Annotated in this window: 13 protein-coding genes; 6 read left to right on the top strand and 7 right to left on the bottom strand. The window is 65.6% G+C overall.

What is annotated here, in order from left to right; genetic code table 11:
* Positions 1–321 precede the first annotated feature (321 nt).
* From AB4Y34_RS04565 to aspT (AB4Y34_RS04550), 4 genes are all read right to left on the bottom strand, one after another.
* The gene (locus tag AB4Y34_RS04565; protein WP_368594642.1) at positions 322–1,545 is read right to left on the bottom strand and encodes an alanine--glyoxylate aminotransferase family protein; all 1,224 of its coding nucleotides are present in this window, start codon (positions 1,543–1,545) and stop codon (positions 322–324) included.
* A gap of 156 nt (positions 1,546–1,701) precedes the next feature.
* Positions 1,702–3,336: a bifunctional aspartate transaminase/aspartate 4-decarboxylase gene (locus tag AB4Y34_RS04560; protein WP_368715349.1), complete on the bottom strand. Its 1,635-nt coding sequence runs from the start codon at positions 3,334–3,336 to the stop codon at positions 1,702–1,704.
* A 121-nt stretch (positions 3,337–3,457) separates the two neighbouring features.
* Entirely contained in the window at positions 3,458–5,140 is a 1,683-nt protein-coding gene (aspT, locus tag AB4Y34_RS04555; protein WP_368715348.1) for an aspartate-alanine antiporter, read from the bottom strand.
* 134 nt (positions 5,141–5,274) lie between these two features.
* Complete coding sequence (gene aspT / locus AB4Y34_RS04550) at positions 5,275–6,957, bottom strand: aspartate-alanine antiporter (protein ID WP_368715347.1); 1,683 nt, start codon at positions 6,955–6,957, stop codon at positions 5,275–5,277.
* 461 nt (positions 6,958–7,418) lie between these two features.
* Here aspT (AB4Y34_RS04550) and AB4Y34_RS04545 point away from each other — a divergent pair, with 461 nt between their 5' ends.
* Positions 7,419–8,414, top strand: coding sequence for a 2-hydroxyacid dehydrogenase (locus AB4Y34_RS04545; protein WP_368594645.1), 996 nt, complete (start codon positions 7,419–7,421; stop codon positions 8,412–8,414).
* Between the two features lie 44 nt (positions 8,415–8,458).
* Here AB4Y34_RS04545 and AB4Y34_RS04540 read toward each other — a convergent pair whose 3' ends face one another.
* Positions 8,459–9,037 carry a hypothetical protein gene (locus AB4Y34_RS04540; protein WP_368594991.1) on the bottom strand — a complete coding sequence of 193 codons (579 nt, stop codon included), beginning with the start codon at positions 9,035–9,037 and terminating at the stop codon, positions 8,459–8,461.
* 142 nt (positions 9,038–9,179) lie between these two features.
* Here AB4Y34_RS04540 and AB4Y34_RS04535 point away from each other — a divergent pair, with 142 nt between their 5' ends.
* From AB4Y34_RS04535 to AB4Y34_RS04515, 5 genes are all read left to right on the top strand, one after another.
* A complete protein-coding gene (locus tag AB4Y34_RS04535; RefSeq protein WP_368715346.1) occupies positions 9,180–10,013 on the top strand; it encodes a crotonase/enoyl-CoA hydratase family protein in 834 nt (277 codons plus the stop codon).
* A 34-nt stretch (positions 10,014–10,047) separates the two neighbouring features.
* Complete coding sequence (locus tag AB4Y34_RS04530; protein WP_176379066.1) at positions 10,048–10,440, top strand: SRPBCC family protein; 393 nt, start codon at positions 10,048–10,050, stop codon at positions 10,438–10,440.
* A gap of 173 nt (positions 10,441–10,613) precedes the next feature.
* Positions 10,614–11,771: an MFS transporter gene (locus AB4Y34_RS04525; protein WP_368715345.1), complete on the top strand. Its 1,158-nt coding sequence runs from the start codon at positions 10,614–10,616 to the stop codon at positions 11,769–11,771.
* A 58-nt stretch (positions 11,772–11,829) separates the two neighbouring features.
* Positions 11,830–12,990 (top strand): MFS transporter, encoded by a 1,161-nt coding sequence (locus tag AB4Y34_RS04520; protein WP_368715344.1) that lies wholly within the window; start codon positions 11,830–11,832, stop codon positions 12,988–12,990.
* A 125-nt stretch (positions 12,991–13,115) separates the two neighbouring features.
* On the top strand, positions 13,116–14,897 hold the full coding sequence (locus AB4Y34_RS04515; RefSeq protein WP_368715343.1) for a PQQ-binding-like beta-propeller repeat protein: 1,782 nt from the start codon (positions 13,116–13,118) through the stop codon (positions 14,895–14,897).
* A gap of 107 nt (positions 14,898–15,004) precedes the next feature.
* Here the strand turns inward: AB4Y34_RS04515 and fahA are convergent, their stop codons facing one another.
* Both fahA and hmgA read right to left on the bottom strand, forming a co-directional pair.
* Positions 15,005–16,303, bottom strand: a complete 1,299-nt coding sequence (fahA, locus tag AB4Y34_RS04510) for a fumarylacetoacetase (protein WP_368715342.1) — start codon at positions 16,301–16,303, stop codon at positions 15,005–15,007.
* On the bottom strand, positions 16,300–17,646 hold the full coding sequence (hmgA, locus tag AB4Y34_RS04505) for a homogentisate 1,2-dioxygenase (RefSeq protein ID WP_368715341.1): 1,347 nt from the start codon (positions 17,644–17,646) through the stop codon (positions 16,300–16,302). Before hmgA ends, fahA begins: the two co-directional genes overlap by 4 nt.

The raw sequence follows: 17,646 nt of genomic DNA, 5'->3' as shown, positions 1-17,646 counted from the left end.
TGGTCTTGCGATTTACCGCAGCGAGCGCATTGCGCTGCTCTCGCCGTGACCTACTTTACGTTTCCGCCTGATCTCGATACGTGCGCCGGCGCACAGAGGACACTAGAAAGTAAGAACAGAAAAAAGCCCTTTCGAAAGGCGCAGAGCCTTATTCCGTAAGGCTTTCAGCGATGCTGCAATTGTTATGTAAAAAGGTTGCGAAGCATTAATTTATTGCAACGCGATAACGGCGGAAAAAAGCTTTCTAATGGGACTATAAAGTGCTGGATCGCACAAAAAATATGCGCTACGAATGCTATTCGTAGCGCGTCGTCAAATGCCTTATTTACCTTCGCTCAATCCGCGCTCGAGCGCCGCGACACCCGCCGGCAGATCGACCTTGACGCCGAGATCGACCATCGTGCGGCCGAGCGCGTGCACGGTGCGAAACAGGTTGTGCTCGCGGCACTGCTCGCCCATCTGGCCGATCCGCACGATCGGCAAACCGAACGAGCCAGCGATTTCCACCTGATGCTGTCGCGAGATATGCGCGCAGACGTCGGCGGGACTCAGGCCGTCAGGCACCTCGATGCCGATCACCGAGTTGAGCCGGCAATTCTCCGGCGCATACAGTTGCAGGCCCATCGCGGTGACGCCCTGCTGCAACGCGAGCGAGCATTTCAGATGGCGCGCGAAGCGCTTCTCCAGCGTTTCAGCGCAGACGAGCCGCAGCGCCTCATGCAAAGCGAGTACGCCCGACACCGGTGCCGTGTAGTGATAGCCGGCGTTGTGCCAGAAGTTTTCCGCCAGCGACGCATCCAGGCACCAGTGCGTGTTGGGCACCGTGCGGCCTTTGACGCGCGCCCACGCCGCGTCTGAGAACGCGATCAGCGACACACCCGGGATCGACGACAAGCCCTTCTGGCCGCCGGTAATCACCGCGTCGATGCCCCAGTTGTCCATTTCGAGCGGCATCGTGCTCAGCGTGCAGACGGCGTCAACGATCACGAGCGCGCCGGCTTCCTTCGCGAGCGCGACGATGTCTTTCAGATGATGGTTCCACACGGTGTTCGAAGTCTCGCCCTGCACGACCGTGACGACCTCGGGACGCTCGCGGCGCAGCGCGTCGGCGACCAGATCGAGACTCGCGACCGTGCGGTCCGCGACTTCGAGCGTGGTCACCTTCGCGCCGACGCGCCGGCCCATTTCGCCCATGCGGTCGCTGAAGAAGCCGTTCTTGATGCACAGCATGCGCGTGCCTTCCCACGCGAGATTGCAGATCGCCATCTCCATCGCGCCCGATCCCGGTCCTGCCACGCCGAGCACCCACTTCGACTGCGTCTGGAACACGTAGCGCGCCATCGTCTTCACCTGGTTCACCACCTTCGCCATCGTGCCGCCCAGATGGTTGATCACGATCGCATTGGCCTTCGCGACCGCGGCGGGAATCGGCACCGGGCCGGCGCCCATCATCAGCAGCGGTTCTTCGGGAAGGATGGCGTCGAGCGATTCGACAACCGGACAGGGGACGGACGAAGCAACGGTAGTAGAGGTTGAAGTCGGCATGATCGGTGTGTGAATGTGAAGCGCAAAGGAACGAACGGCCTCGCCGCAGATACGCTGCTCGAGGCCGTTCGTCCGATCATTCACCGAACCGCGCGATTGCGCAAGTTTTTTGGCCAGGGTCGCGGGCCGCAGGCGCGACCGATACACCCTCGCCAATCACTTCATCACCTTGCTCTTGTCGAGCTTGCTGCCGGTCGCCGCGTTGTAGCGCTCGACATACTCCTCGATCAGCCTGCGCATCGCCCGACCGATCTTGCGATAGTCGGACTCGTTCAGATTGGCGAGCGACACGCGCCCCGACGGGTGCTGGGTGCCGAAGCCGCGGCCTGGCAGCAGCACCACGCGCGCCTCGCGCGCGAGCCGGAACAGCAGCTCGGACGGCTCGGTGTTCTTCAGCAGCCAGTCGACGAACTCGCGCCCGTAGGCTCTTTCACCGAGGACCTGGTTCGGGTCGTCGTCCTCGAATGCGATGCCCACTTCCTCGTACAGCGCCTGCTTGCGCTTGCGGATCAGGCGCTTCAGCGCGTTCTTGTACGCGTCGGGCGTGTCCATCAAGGAGAACAGCGAGAACAGCACCATCTGCACCTGCTGCGGCGTCGACAACCCGGCCGTGTGATTGAGCGCGACGGTGCGGCTGTCGGCCACGAGCCGGTCGATGAACTTCAGCTTGTCGGGCTCGGTCGTGATCGACTCGTAGCGACGATGCAGCTCCTTCTTCACGTCGGCCGGCAGTTTGCCGATCAGCTTGTCGAGCACGTTGTCGCGATGCGTGGCCACCGCGCCGAGACGCCAGCCGGTCGCGCCGAAATACTTCGAGTACGAGTAGACGAGGATCGTGTTCTTCGGCGCGAGCGCGAACAGCGACACGAAGTTGTCGGCGAACGTGCCGTATACGTCGTCGGTCAGCAGGATCAGATCGGGCCGTTCCTTGACGATGTCCGCGACGTGCTCGAGGCTCGCGTCGTCGATCTTCACCGACGGCGGATTGCTCGGATTGACGAGGAAGAACGCCTTCACTTTCGGATCGCGCAGCTTGTCGAGCTCCTGCTTCGAGTACTGCCAGCCGTGCGCGACGTCGGCATTGATATGCACGACTTTCAGCTGATAGTCGTTCAGCGCCGGGATCTCGATGTAGGGCGTAAAGATCGGCATGCCGAGCGCGATCGAGTCGCCCGCCTTGATCAGATGGTTCTCGCGCATCGTGTTGAAGATGTAGGTCATCGCCGCGGTGCCGCCTTCTACAGCGAAGATGTCGAACTCGCCGATGAACGGATGCTTGCCGATCATCTCGCGGCGCAGATACTGGCCGACGATGATTTCCGACAGCTTCAGCATGCGGTCGGGCACCGGGTAGTTCGACGCGAGAATGCCCTCGCACATCTCATACAGAAAGTCGGTCCCGGACAGCCCGAGCTGATCGCGCACGTACGACACCGCGCCGCGCAGAAAGTCGATGCCGGGCACGCCGCGGTTCTCGCGTATGAACAGGTCGAAGCGCTCCGCGAGTCCGTCGCGGCGCGGAAAACCGCCGACGCCTTCGGGCATGTACGCGAACGAGCGCTCGGACTCGCGCATCGCGAACAGGCCGAGCTGCCAGAAGCCGTGGCGAGGGATCGTCGCGAGAAAGTTCGGATTGCCACGGCCGGCGTTGAGCATCGCGATGTTGGCGGCCCGCTCGACCGCGCCGCCGCCGGCGGCCTTGATCAGTTCGTCCTTCAGTTCGAACGGGCTCAGCGCGGCAAGACCCGCGTCGACGCCCGAGCGTTTCTTATCGCCCTTCTCTTTAGCCATGATGCGTTCTCCGGTGAAGAGGTGAAACACGCCGGCGTGGCGAGGGGTCCCGGTTGCGGCCGGCTACAGGGATCGATACGCAACGGCTTTCGATAACCGTGCGATCAACGACGGGTGAGCGCTACACGAGCCCGACCACCAGCGGCCCGAGCAGTGTCAGCGCGACGTTCGCGATCGCATAGGTGATCGCGAACGGCACGGTCGGCACCGCGCTTTCGGCCTTATCGAGCACGCCGCCGAACGCCGGGTTGGCGCTGCGCGAACCGGACAGCGCGCCGGCCAGAATCGCCGCGTTGTTGTAGCGCAGCACGTAACGGCCGAACAGCATCGTCAGCAGCAGCGGAAACAGCGTGACGAACACGCCGAGCAGGAAGATGGTCACGCCGCTTTGCTTGACCGTGACGACCGCCTGCAGGCCCGAGTTCAGACCGACCACCGCGACGAACGCGGCGAGCCCGAAGTCCTTCAGCAATTGCGAGGCGGCCGATGGCATCACGCCGTACATCGGATGCTTGCCGCGCATCCAGCCGAACAGCAGGCCCGCCAGCAGGCAGCCGCCGCCCGAGCCGAGCGTGAGCGGCACGCCGCCCACGTTGACGACGATCAGCCCGATCAGCAGACCGATCACGAGGCCGACGCCCATGTAGATGAAATCGGTCTTGTTGCTGTACGGCAGCTCGTAGCCGGCAGCTTCGACCGCGCGCTTGGTATCTTTTGGCGAGCCGTAGAAGGTGATCACGTCGCCGTGCTGCAGCTCGGTTTCGGGCAACACCGGCAGCGGCTGCCCGACGCGCGTGATGCCCTGAACGTAGACGCCGTGCCGCATGTCGCGATCGATCATCTGGCGCGCGGCCGCGATCGTCGTGTGATTCATGCCCTTGCGCGTGAACACGCCTTCGCGCGTCTGCATCACGACGCCGATGTCCTCGGCGTCGCCGACCTCGTTGCCTTTCGCGCCGAACGCGACGACCGCCTCCCGGCGGCCCACGACGAGCACGATGTCGTCCGGTTGCAGCACGAAGTCGGGCTTCGGCTCGATCTGCTGGTTACCGCGCTTGACGCGCTCGATCGTCAGACCTTCGCCGTGCAGCGACTCGACCGCCTGCACGCTCTTGCCGGCGCTGAAGTCGATCCGGTATGCGCGCCCGACCAGTTCAGGCAGCGCCGCCACCTGCCCCGGTCCGCGCGTCGGCGCGCCCGACGACAGTTCGCGCTCCGCCTCGATCGACGCTTCGCGCAAGCCCTGGCCCATGAACTTCGGCAGGATGTTCACGCACACGATGATCGCGCCGAGCGAACCGAACACGTAGGTGACCGCGTACGCGATCGCGACGTCCGATTGCAGTGATCTAACCTGATCGGCGGGCAGGCCGAGCCGCGCGATCGCGTCGCCCGCGGTGCCGATGATCGCCGACTGCGTGAGCGCGCCGCCCGCGAGTCCGGCCGCGAGCCCCTTGTTCAGATGGAACAGCTTCGCGCACACGACCACCGTGATCAGCGCGGTGACCGCGAGAAACACGGCCATCGCGATCTCGCGCAGCGTCTTGCGGTTCAGCGAGTTGAAGAAGCCGGGCCCGGAGTCGTAGCCGACCGCGTAGATGAACACCGCGAACATCACCGCCTTCACGCCGTTGTCGACCGTCACGCCCGCCTGGCTGATCGCGACCGCCGCGAGCAGCGAGCCGCCCACGCCGCCGAGCTGGAACTTGCCGAAGTTGATCTGCCCGATGAAATAGCCGACCGCGAGTGACAGGAACAGCGCCATCTCCGGTGACTTGTGAAAGATGTTGTGTAGCCAGTCCATCGCGCCCTCGCTGAGTAGTTGTCGGGTTCGTTGGCGATACCCGGCACGGGTACGGCGCGCACCTGTGCGGCGCGAGCGCCTGATTTGCCGCGAACTGCGAAACGCCGCGCGGCATGCGGCTTCGGCAAGTCCGGCTAGCCGAGCTTGCCGGCGAGGCCCACCACCACGGGCCCCATCAAAGGCAACAGGATGTTGGAGAGCGCATAGGTGATCGTGTAGCCGATCACCGGCGTCGAATTGCCGGCCACGCCGACGAGCGCGCTGATGGCCGGCGTACTGCACTGCTGGCCCGCGATCGCGCCGAGCAGCATCGGCGCTTCGAGCTTCAACAGCGCATGGCCGACCCATAGCGACAGCACGCCCGGCACCAACACCATCAGGATGCCGGCGAGCGGCAGCGCGAGCCCGTACTCGCGCACGAGCTTGATCGCGTCGGGACCGGCCGACAGCCCGACCGCGGCGATGAACGTCGCGAGTCCGAAGTCCTTGAGGATCTGCGCGGCCGCCGACGGCAGCGAGCCGACCAGCGGATGGCGCGAGCGGACCCAGCCGAACAGCAGCCCCGACAGCAGACAGCCGCCGCCTGTGCCGAGCGCGAGCGTCACGCCGCCGATCGTGCCGCGGAGCCGCCCGATCGCCATACCGACCAGCACGCCGAGGCCGAGATAGACGAAGTCGGTCTTTTCGGTCGGCGGCAATACATAGCCGAGCCGCTTCGCGCCGCGTTCGACGTCGGCTTTCGCGCCGACCAGCGTCAGCACGTCGCCGCGATGCAGATCGGTGCCGGGCAGCGCGGGAATCGTCGATTCGAGCCGCGTGATCGCGGCGATATAAACGCCGCGCGCGTTTTCCGGCTTGGCCTGCGCGCGCAGTTGCGCGACCGTCATCCCATCGACGTCGGGCCGCGTCAGCACCACGTTGAGCCGTTGCGCGAACACCTGGCCGAAATCGGCGCCCAGCACCTCTTCACCGAGGCCAGCCGACGCCGCGACGACCGCCGCGCGCCGTCCGGCGACGAGCACGACATCGCCGGCCGCGAGCCGCGTCTCCATGGCGACCGGCAGGTCCCCGCCGTGGCGCTCGATCTGCTCGACGGTCAGGTTGTAGCCGTATTGCTCCTCGAGCGCGCGCACCGTGATGCCGGCGGCTTTGCCGATTCGAAACGCGCGGCCGACGAGCGCCGGCGCGGCCGCGCTCTGTCCTTCGCTGAACGCGCCCTCGCCGCCGAGCTTGCGCCACACGCGCTCGGCTTCTTCGCGCAGATTGACGCGCAGCAGCAGCGGCGCGAACTGACTCGTAAACAACACGATCGTGACCAGGCCGAACAGGTAGCTGACGCTGTAAGCGGTCACGATATTGGCCTGCAGACGCTGGGTTGCCGCGTCGCCGAGACCGAGCTTCGCGATCGCCTCGGACGCGGTGCCGATCACCGCCGACTCGGTCGCCGCGCCCGCGAGCAGTCCAGACGCGGTGCCGACGTCGAGCCGCAGCACGCTGACCGCGATCATGATCAGCACCAGCACCGAGACGATTTCGATCAGCGACAGCAGCCCATAGCGCCAGCCGCGCCCGATGTTCGCGAAGAACTGCGGCCCGCCGGTGAAGCCGAGCGCGAAGATGAACAGCGCAAACGCGATGTTCTTCAGGTCGGGCGCGATGCGCGCACCGCTCTGCCCGAGCACGAGCGCGACGATCAGCGTGCCGCACACGCCGCCGAGCTGAATCGGTCCGATATGAAACGAGCCAATGAAATAGCCAATGGCGAGACATGCGAATAGTGCGATTTCGGGTTGCGATCTCAGCAATTCACCGATCATGTTGGCTCGCCGATTTACAGTTGATTAACGAAAAACGGAACACCAACCGTTTGAAAACCGAATCAAACCGTCTGACAAAGGTGACGCGATGGTGACGTCGCGCGGGCAACGGGCGCGATGCACGACACCTCAAAGAACGCTGCGACGACAGGAGAACCACGCAATGGATGCCGCAAGCGCCGCACAGCGGGCACCGGCGCGCCTGGACGAACGCACCGCCTGGCAATGCCGGCGGTGAAACGATTTCCCGAACGCCCGACAGTTACTCTTTCATCGCGAAGTCGCCTAACATCGTGAAAAGATAATCTGCTGTTTGGCCAGTTTCTTGCCGCATGTTTGTACATGCTTTGTTCGGAATGCTGGTTATTTGATATTGCAGTTCGCCAGCCCTGTCAACGTTATTTTTTACGAATAACCGACTTCGCAAATCACGTCTAAAGCACGCTTCTTCGGAGCCTCATATGCGCACGATCCTGTTCAGCAGTCGTCAATACGACGTCGATACTTTCACCGAAGCCAATGCCGCGCATGGCTATGAACTGCATTTCCAGGAATCCCCACTCGACAGCGAGACCGCGATCCTCGCGCATGGCTACGACGTGGTCTGCCCGTTCGTCAACGACAACGTCGACGCCGCCACGCTCGAACGGCTTCATGCGGGCGGCACGCGCATGATCGCGCTGCGCTCGGCGGGCTTCAATCACGTCGACCTCGCGGCGGCCGAGCGGCTCGGCCTGCCGGTCGCGCGCGTGCCGGCCTATTCGCCGTATGCGGTCGCCGAGCACGCGGTCGGGCTGATTCTCGCGCTGAACCGGCGCCTGCCACGCGCTGTCGCGCGCACGCGCGAAGGCGACTTCTCGCTGCATGGGCTGCTCGGCTTCGACCTGCACGGCAAGACGGTCGGCGTGATCGGCACCGGCATCATCGGCCGGGTATTCGGGCGCATCATGGCGGGTTTCGGCATGCAGGTGCTCGCCTACGACCCGGGGCCGCACGCCGACGAACTGATCGCGCTCGGCGCGCGCTACGTGCCGCTCGATACCTTGCTCGCCGAATCGGACATCGTCAGTCTGCATTGCCCGCTGCTGCCCGACACCTATCATCTGATCAACCGCGCCGCGCTCGCGAAGATGAAACGCGGCGCGATGCTGATCAACACCGGGCGCGGCGGGCTCGTCGAGGCGAACGCCCTGATCGGCGCGTTGAAGGACGGCCAGCTAGGCCATCTCGGGCTCGATGTGTACGAGGAAGAAGGCGGCATCTTCTTCGAGGATCATTCGAATCTGCCGCTGCAAGATGACGTGCTCGCGCGTCTGTTGATGTTCCCGAACGTGATCGTCACCGCGCATCAGGCGTTCTTCACGCGCGAGGCGATGACCGAGATCGCGCAGACCACGCTCGCGAACATCGCGGCGTGGCAGGCGGGCACGCCGCGCAACGTCGTGCAGGCGGGGTAGCGGTGATAACCGGGGCCTATGCGAGTTGCCGAGGACCGCGAAAGTCAGACGTCGCTGTCGCCCAGTTGGGTCGCGCGAATCTCGGTGCGGGCATCATCGGCCGCGCCGCACAGCTCACGCAGCAATGCCGCCTCGCGCTCGTGCACTTCGACCGGACACCAGCGCGCGCCCGCCTCGGCCAGATAGCGCGCGCGATGCTGGCCGTTGCGAAACGCCACCACCCCCTCGCGCTCGATGCCGATCCAGCCGAGCAGTCCCGGCGCGCGTCGGGTGGAGATCGTCACGTAAGGCATCTGCGGAATGCGCGCGCTGTCGGGATCGAGAAACTCACGAATGCCGCGGACCTTGCCCGCGTGCCATTCGGCGACCGGCTTCAGCACGTAATCGGTGTTGTCGCGATTCGCACACACGAGCAGCTTGCGCAGATCGACGAGCACCACCTGATGACGCGTGCCGTCAGTCACGAAGACGCGCTTCAGACGCACATGGTCGTACCACGAATGCTCGCGCAACGGCACGATCCAGACCGTTTCGGCGCTGGTCGGTGCGGAGGCCGGGGATGAATTGGGCAAAGGCAGGGACAAAGGCACACTCGGCAAGCTGGCGGCAGGACGCCAGCGCATTAATAGAGCGCTCACGCTACGAGCCGGATGTGACGAAAACATGACGGCCTACCGGATTAATTGCGCTGCATGAGCGGTTGGCAACACCGCCCGATCAGGAGGCGAATACGGCGCTTCAGATACCCTTCAGGTACACATAACGATGATAGCCACCGAACATTTCAATAGCCACGTGCGAATCGAGTCGCATGACGTCAACGGCGTCGCGACGATCGTGCTGGACAGGCCCGCGCGGCGCAACGCGGTCGACCGGCAGGTGGCCGACGCATTGAGCGCCGCGTTCAGCCGCTTCGAGGCCGCGCCCGCATGGCGCGCGGCCGTGCTGTTCGGGGCGGGCGGCACGTTTTGCGCGGGCGCCGACCTGAGCGCGCTCACCGACGACACGCGCCGCAACGAACTGCACGCCGACGGCAGCGGCCCGGGTCCGATGGGACCGACACGCACACGCTTCAGCAAGCCGGTGATCGCCGCGATCGCCGGCTACGCGGTCGCGGGTGGACTCGAGCTTGCCGCGATGTGCGATCTGCGCGTCGTCGAGGAAGACGCGGTGCTTGGGGTGTTCTGCCGGCGCGTCGGCATTCCGCTGATCGACGGCGGCACGATCCGGCTGCCGCGGCTGATCGGTTTGTCGCGCGCGCTCGATCTGATCCTGACCGGCCGCGCGGTCGATGCGCGCGAGGCCCTCGCGTTCGGGCTCGCCAATCGCGTGGTGCCGAAGGGCCAAGCGCGCGCGGCCGCCGAGCAACTGGCCGCGGAGCTCGCGGCGTTTCCGCAGGCGGCGCTGCTCGCCGATCGCCGCTCCGTGCTCGAGAACAGCACGCTTGAAGATCTCGCCGAGGCGTTGCGGCGCGAAGGCGCGGGCGGCTACGCGGCGGTCTTCGCCGAGGGCGTGGCGGGCGCGGCGCGCTTTGCGTCGGGCGCGGGCCGTCATGGCGACAGGTTCGACGCGGATCAGCCGGCGCCGCCCAATCGTTGAGACATGCTTACCTGAATCGAAGAGAGGAACTGCGATGGCTACGATCTACCGGGAAATCGCCGTGGAAACCGCCGCGGCCGATGCATGGGCCGCGCTGCGCGATCCCGCCGACGTCGCCCGCGCGTTCGCGGGCGTGCTGACCGAGGCGCGCATGGAAGGCGAGCTGCGCTGGGTCACGTTCGCCGACGGCACCGTGGTCGAGGAACGCGTGATCGCCGTCGACGATGCGCACCTGCGGCTCGCCTACTCGGTGGGCGGCGGACGCTTCGAGCATCATCACTCGACGTTGCAGGTCGTCGCCGAGACGCCCACGCGTTGCCGCGTGATCTGGATCAGCGACTTCAAGCCCGACGAGCGCGCAACCGTGGTCGAAATGCTGGTAGATGCGGGCTGCGCGGCGCTGCAGCGCAACCTGGCGCGACACTGAGCGCCGCTTTCCATAAAAACAACAGCCGCCCTGACGGCCTGCAAGGCAGATTTGACTTAGGTAGAATCCCCTACTGTTTTCCCCTATCCGGCGACAGCGTTTCCGCCTTCCGAAACGCCCGCCCGGCGCCTGTTTTTCGCGCCGCTTCGCGCGCCACACCCCCCATCATCGCCATGCCTTTGCCTCTGCTTGCCCTTGCCGTTGCCGCGTTTGGAATCGGTACCACCGAGTTCGTCATCATGGGGCTGTTGCCCGACGTCGCGCGCGATCTGTCCGTGTCGATTCCGGCGGCAGGCATGCTGGTGTCCGCGTATGCGCTCGGCGTGACGATCGGCGCGCCGATCGTCGCGATCGCGGTCGCCAACATGCCGCGCAAGAAGGCGCTGATGAGCCTGATCGGGGTGTTCATCGTCGGCAATCTGCTGTGCGCGATCGCGCCGGGTTACGCGGTGTTGATGGCCGCGCGCATCGTCACCGCGTTCTGCCACGGCGCGTTTTTCGGCATCGGCTCGGTGGTCGCGGCCGGCCTCGTCGCGCCGAATCGCCGCGCGCAGGCGATCGCGCTGATGTTCACCGGCCTCACGCTCGCCAATGTGCTCGGCGTGCCGCTCGGCACCGCGCTCGGCCAGGCGGTCGGCTGGCGCGCCACATTCTGGGCCGTGACCGGCATCGGCGTGCTGGCGGCGGCCGCGCTCGCGGTGTGCCTGCCCGCGAAGATCGAGATGCACAAGGCGAGCCTCGTGCGCGAGTTCAGCGTGCTGAAGAACCCACAGGTGCTGATGGTGCTCGGCATCAGCGTGCTTGCGTCGGCGAGCCTGTTTTCGACCTTTACCTACATCACGCCGATTCTCGAGGACGTGACCGGCTTCACGCCGCACGCGGTCACGCTGGTGCTGCTGCTGTTCGGCCTCGGTCTGACGGTCGGCAGCACGCTCGGCGGCAAGCTCGCGGACTGGCGGCTGATGCCGTCGCTGGTCGCGTTCCTGATGGGGATCGTCGTGATTCTGTGCGTGTTCGCGGGCACGATGCACGCGCGCATTCCGGCGATGCTGACCGTATTCGTGTGGGGTGTGCTCGCATTCGCGATCGTGCCGCCGCTGCAGATGCTGATCGTCGATCGCGCGAGTCATGCGCCGAATCTTGCATCGACGCTGAATCAGGGCGCGTTCAACCTCGGCAACGCGACCGGCGCGTGGCTCGGCGGCATGGCGATCGGCGCGGGCGCGCCACTGACGACGCTGCCGTGGGTCGGTGTCGCGACCGCGCTGGGTGCGCTGTTGCTGACGTTGTGGTCGGTGTCGATCGAGCGGCGGGTGGCGGTGGCGGGGTAATGCCGGTTCAGGCGCCGCGAGGTGCCTAACGTTCCCGCCCGTAGTAGCATCCCCGCCGATGAAAGTCATCCTCACCCGCGATTTCCTCGCGCTCATCCTGAGCGTCGCCGTCGTCGGACTCGGCAGCGGCGCCACCCTTCCCCTCACCGCCCTCGCGCTCGCTCAAGCCGGTTACGGCACCGACGTGGTCGGCCTGTTGACCGCCGCGCAGGCGGGCGGCGGTCTCGCCGTGGTGCCGCTCGCCGGCTGGATCGCGGCGCGCTTCGGCGGCCGTCAGGTGATCGTCGGCGCGGTGCTGGTGGTGGCCTGCGCGACCGCGCTGATGCAGCTCACCGCGAACCTGTGGCTATGGGCGCTGCTGCGCGTGCTGTGCGGCGCGGCGCTGATGCTGCTGTTCACGATCGGCGAAGCGTGGGTCAACCAGCTCGCCGACGATGCGTCGCGCGGCCGCGTGATCGCGATCTACGCGACCAACTTCACGCTGTTCCAGATGTCGGGGCCGGTGCTGGTGAGCCAGATCGCGGGCTTCACGCAGGGACGCTTTCTGCTGTGCGGCGCGATCTTCCTGCTCGCGCTGCCGCTGCTCGCGGCGATCCGCGCCACGCCGCATGCATCGAGCGAAGAACACGCCGAGCATGGCGGCTGGCGTCGCGTACTGCCGCGCATGCCCGCGCTCGTGATCGGCACCGGCTTCTTCGCTATGTTCGACACGATCGCGCTATCGCTGCTGCCGCTGTTCGCGATGTCGCATGGCATTTCGAGCGAAGTGGCCGTGCTGTTCGCGTCCGCGCTGCTGCTCGGGGACACGACGATGCAGTTTCCGATCGGCTGGCTCGCCGACCGGCTCGGTCGCGAACGGGTGCATATCGGCTGCGGCATCGTGGTCGTCGCGTTGTTGCCGCTGCTGCCGTGGGCAGTCGGCTCGCCGTGGCTGCGCTGGCCGCTGTTGTACGTGCTCGGCGCGGCCGCGGGCGCGATCTACACGCTGTCGCTGGTGGCCTGCGGCGAACGCTTTCGCGGTGTCGCGCTGGTGTCGGCGAGTTCGCTGGTCGGCGCGTCGTGGAGCGCGGCGAGCTTCGGCGGCCCGCTCGTCGCCGGCGCGTTGATGAAAACGGTCGGCCACGATGCGGTGATCGGCGTGCTGTTGTGCGCGGCGCTCGCGTTTCTGGTGACGGCGTGGTGGGAGCGTCGGCGGATCACGCTGCGGGCGGCGAGTTGACGATTAGACGCTAGTTGCTGGCTTTTACGATCTATACGCCGGGTGATAATCTTCAACCCACGTTGCGCGGGCACTCGACACGGCCCATATTTGGTGGTGCCACCGCAAGCAACGGGGAGTCCGCCATGGTCTCGATGCGCTTGTTGCTCCGTGCCAGCCTGTTGGGCACGGCGATCGCGGTAGCCGCGATCGTCGCCACAAACTGTGGAGGCGGCGGAGGCGGAAACAGCACTGCCCCGACGGGCACGAGCGCCGGCGGCAGCGCCTCATCCGGCGCATCGACCCCAGCCGCGGCAAGCGGCGGCAGCAGCACCACCACCGGTGGCACCACGAGCGGCGGCACCGGCACCTCGGGCAGCGGCTCGGGCACGTCGATGGGCGGTACATCGACGGCAGCCGTGCAGGACGTGCTCACATATCACAACGACATTGCGCGCACCGGCCAGAACCTCGGCGAAACCACGCTGACACCCGCCAACGTGACGGCCGCGAAGTTCGGCAAGGTCGGCTTCTTTAGTGTCGACGGCAAGGTCGACGCGCAGCCGCTATTCGTCGCTTCGCTGGCGATCGCAGGCGGCACGCACAACGTGCTGTACGTCGCGACCGAGAACGACACCGTGTACGCATTCGATGCCGACACCGGCGCGACCCTGTGGCAGGTGCGCACACTCGGCAGCGGCGAAACTCCGAGCGACGATCTCGGCTGCGGCCAGATCGTGAACACGATCGGCATCACCTCGACACCGGTGATCGACCGTTCGCGCGGCACGCACGGCACGATCTATGTCGTCGCGATGTCGAAGGGCGCGGCCGGCGGCTACCATCATCGCATTCACGCGCTCGACCTCGCGACCGGCGCCGAACTGCTGAACGGTCCCACCGAAGTCGCCGTCGCCTCTTACCCGGGCACTGGCGCGGGCAATACGAACGGCGTCCTGCCGTTCACCACGTCGTTGTACGCGGAGCGCGCGGGGCTGCTATTGCTCGGCAGCACGCTTTACACGTCATGGACCTCGCACTGCGACCACGGCGGCTATACCGGCTGGATCATGGGCTACGGCGCCGACACGTTGCAGCAGACCACCGTGCTCAACGTGACGCCTAACGGCATCGGCGGCGCGATCTGGATGAGTGGCGCGGGACCGGCGTCGGACGGCTCGTCGATCTATCTGCTCGATGCGAACGGCACCTTCGAAACGACGATGACCTCGAGCGGCTTTCCGGCCAACAACGACTTCGGCAATACGTTCCTGAAGCTAGGCACGTCGGGCGGCCTGTCGGTCGCGGACTACTTCGCGATGACGAACCTCGTGCAGGAGTCCAACGACGACATCGACCTCGGCTCCGGCGGCGCACTGGTGCTGCCGGACCTGACCGACGCGAACGGCGTCGTGCAGCATCTGACGCTCGGCGCGGGCAAGGACAGCACCATCTACGTGCTGAATCGCGATTCGATGGGCAAGTTCAACCCGACGACCGACAACATCTATCAGGAGATTCCCGCGCAACTGGCCGGAGGCGAGTTCGGCATGCCCGCCTATTTCAACGGGCGCGTGTATTTCGGCTCGGTCGGCGATCATCTGAAGGCATTCACCGTGACCAATGCGAAGCTGTCGATCACCCCAACCGCGCAAAGCGCGATGACGTTCGCCTATCCCGGCACGACGCCGAGCATCTCGGCGAATGGCACGACGAATGGCATCGTATGGGCCGCCGAAAACGGCAACGTCGCGGCACTGCATGCGTTCGACCCGGTCACGCTCAACGAGCTTTACAACAGCAACCAGATGGGCACGCGCGATCAATTCGGCACCGGCAACAAGTTCATCACACCGATGATCGCGAACGGCAAGGTGTATGTCGGCACGACGAACGGCGTGGCCGTGTTCGGCTTGCTGGGTGGGTGAAGCGGACGACGCGCCGAGTCATTGCGACATGGCGCGCCCACGGTCTCGCACAAACGACGAGGGCCGGCATTCGTTGCCGGCCCTCGTTCTTCGTGACTGCCGCGCGCTCACTCTCGCGCCGGCAGAATCTCTCCGGCACACGCGCCGAACCCGACGCGATACCCGTCGCCCTGGCACCAGCCGACCAGCGTCAATTCATCGCCGTCCTCGATGAACGTGCGCGTACCGCCCTCCTGCAGCTCCAGCGGCTTCTTGCCGTTCCACGTCAGTTCGAGCAGGCTGCCGTACGAATCCTCGGTCGGCCCGCTGATCGTCCCCGAGCCCATCAGGTCGCCCACCCGCGTATTGCAGCCTGCCACCGTGTGATGCGCGAGCTGCTGCGCCATCGTCCAGTACATGAATTTGAAGTTGGTCCGCGCGATCGTGCTCGCTTGCCGCGCGCGTGGCGCGCGCAAGCTCACTTCGAGGTGAATGTCGAACGCATGCTTTCCTCGATGCCGCAGGTACGCGAGCGGCTCCGGCTCCTGCACCGGCTGCGCGACGCGGAATGGTTCGAGCGCATCGAGCGTGACGACCCACGGCGAAATCGTCGTCGCGAAGGTCTTCGCGTTGAACGGACCGAGCGGCACGTATTCCCATTGCTGGATGTCGCGCGCGCTCCAGTCGTTGAGCAGCACCATGCCGAAGATGTGCGCTTCCGCGTCCTCGCACGCGATCGGCTCGCCCAGCGCATTGCCGCCGCCGATAATGAAACCCGTCTCCAGTTCGATATCGAGTTTGCGGCACGCGCCGAACACCGGCCGCTCCTGATCCGGCAGCTTGAGCTGACCATTCGGACGACGCACCGGCGTGCCGCTCACGACCACCGACGACGCCCGTCCGTTGTAGCCGATCGGCATCTCCGACCAGTTCGGCAGCAGCGCATTCTTCGGATCGCGGAACATCGAGCCGACATTGGTCGCGTGTTCCTTCGATGAATAGAAATCCGTGTAGCCCGGAATCTGCACCGGCAGATGCAGACGCGCATCGGCCTGACTCACCAGCACCTTCGCGCGCAACGCGGTATCGTCGCGCAGCGTCGCGGTGTCGCGCGCGAGCAGTTGGCTCAGCTGGATTCGAACGCTGCGCCATGCGTCGCGGCCAAGCGCGATGAAATCGTTCAGCGCATCGCGCGCGAACACGTTCTGCGCCGGCACGCTCAGCAGACCCGCTGCCTGCAGCGCGCCGAGATCGACGATCTGATCGCCGATCGCGACGCCCACGCGCCGCGCGTCGTTGCCACGATCGCTGAAAATGCCGAACGGCAGATTCTGGATCGGGAAGTCGCTAGCCGGATCGTTGGCCGACTCGATCCAGCTCTTGCGCGACGCATCGAGCGTCGCCTTGAGATCGTTCACCGCGTTCATCGTTGCTCCGGATTGAAGTGTTTCTCGAGGCCTTGCCAGCACTCGTAGTAATGCGCCTGCAGTTGCGCGGTTTCGAGCGCGAAGCGCGTCGGCTTGATCAGCGTACGTGTCTCGAACATGAAGGCCATCGTGTCGTCGACCTTCTTCGGCACCGAGGTATCGATATGCGACGCCTTCTCGAACGTGTCCGCGTCCGGGCCGTGGCCCGTCATGCAGTTGTGCAGGCTCGCGCCGCCGGGCAAGAAGCCCTCGGCCTTCGCGTCGTAGACGCCATGCACGAGCCCCATGAACTCGCTCGCGACGTTGCGATGGAACCAGGGTGGGCGGAACGTATCTTCGGCGGCAAGCCAACGCGGCGGGAAGATCACGAAGTCGATCGTATCGACGCCCGGCGTGTCGCTTTGCGATTGCAGCACGAGGAAGATCGACGGGTCCGGATGGTCGAAGCTGATCGAGCCGATCGTGTTGAAGCGGCGCAGGTCGTATTTGTACGGCGCGTAGTTGCCGTGCCAGGCCACGACGTCGAGCGGCGAATGGCCGATGTCCGCGCGCCACAGATTGCCGTTCATCTTCGCGACGAGTTCGAACGCGCCTTCGCGGTCTTCGTACGCGGCGTGCGGCGTCAGGAAATCGCGCGGATTCGCGAGACCGTTGGAGCCGATCGGCCCCAGTTCCGGCAGACGCAGCAGCGCGCCGAAGTTCTCGCAGATATAGCCGCGCGCGCTGCCATCCGGCAGGCTTACCGCGAAGCGCACGCCGCGCGGAATCACCGCGATCTCGAACGGTTCGACAGCGACGCGGCCCATTTCGGTCGCGATATGCAGGCGGCCTTGTTGCGGCACGATCAGCAGTTCGCCGTCGGCGTCGTAGAAGAAACGGTCGTGCATCGAACGGTTGGCTGCGTATAGATGGATCGCGCAACCGTTCATCGCTTCGGCCGAGCCGTTGCCCGCCATCGTCACCCAGCCGTCGATGAAATCGGTCGGCTCGCCCGGCATCGGCAACGGGTCCCAGCGCAGCTGGTTCGGCGGCGTCGGCGGCACCTCAGCGAAGTTCGCGACGAGCCGCTCCGACGGCATCATCGTGAACGGCTTGTGCATCGCCGCCGGGCGAATCCGGTACAGCCACGAACGACGGTTGTGACCGCGTGGCGCCGTAAACGCCGTGCCCGACATCTGCTCGGCATACAAACCATAGGCCGCGCGCTGCGGCGAGTTGCGGCCGGTCGGCAGCGCGCCCGGCAACGCCTCGGTCGCGAATTCGTTGGCGAAACCGGTCTGATAGCCGGGCTCGATTTCAGGTCGCAGGCGTTGGTCGGCCGGCGTACGTGTCGAGGTATCCAT

Source organism: Paraburkholderia sp. BR10954 (assembly GCF_040965775.1).
In the GTDB taxonomy this organism is placed as follows: Bacteria; Pseudomonadota; Gammaproteobacteria; order Burkholderiales; family Burkholderiaceae; genus Paraburkholderia; species Paraburkholderia youngii.
This window is presented reverse-complemented; position numbering and strand designations above follow the sequence as displayed.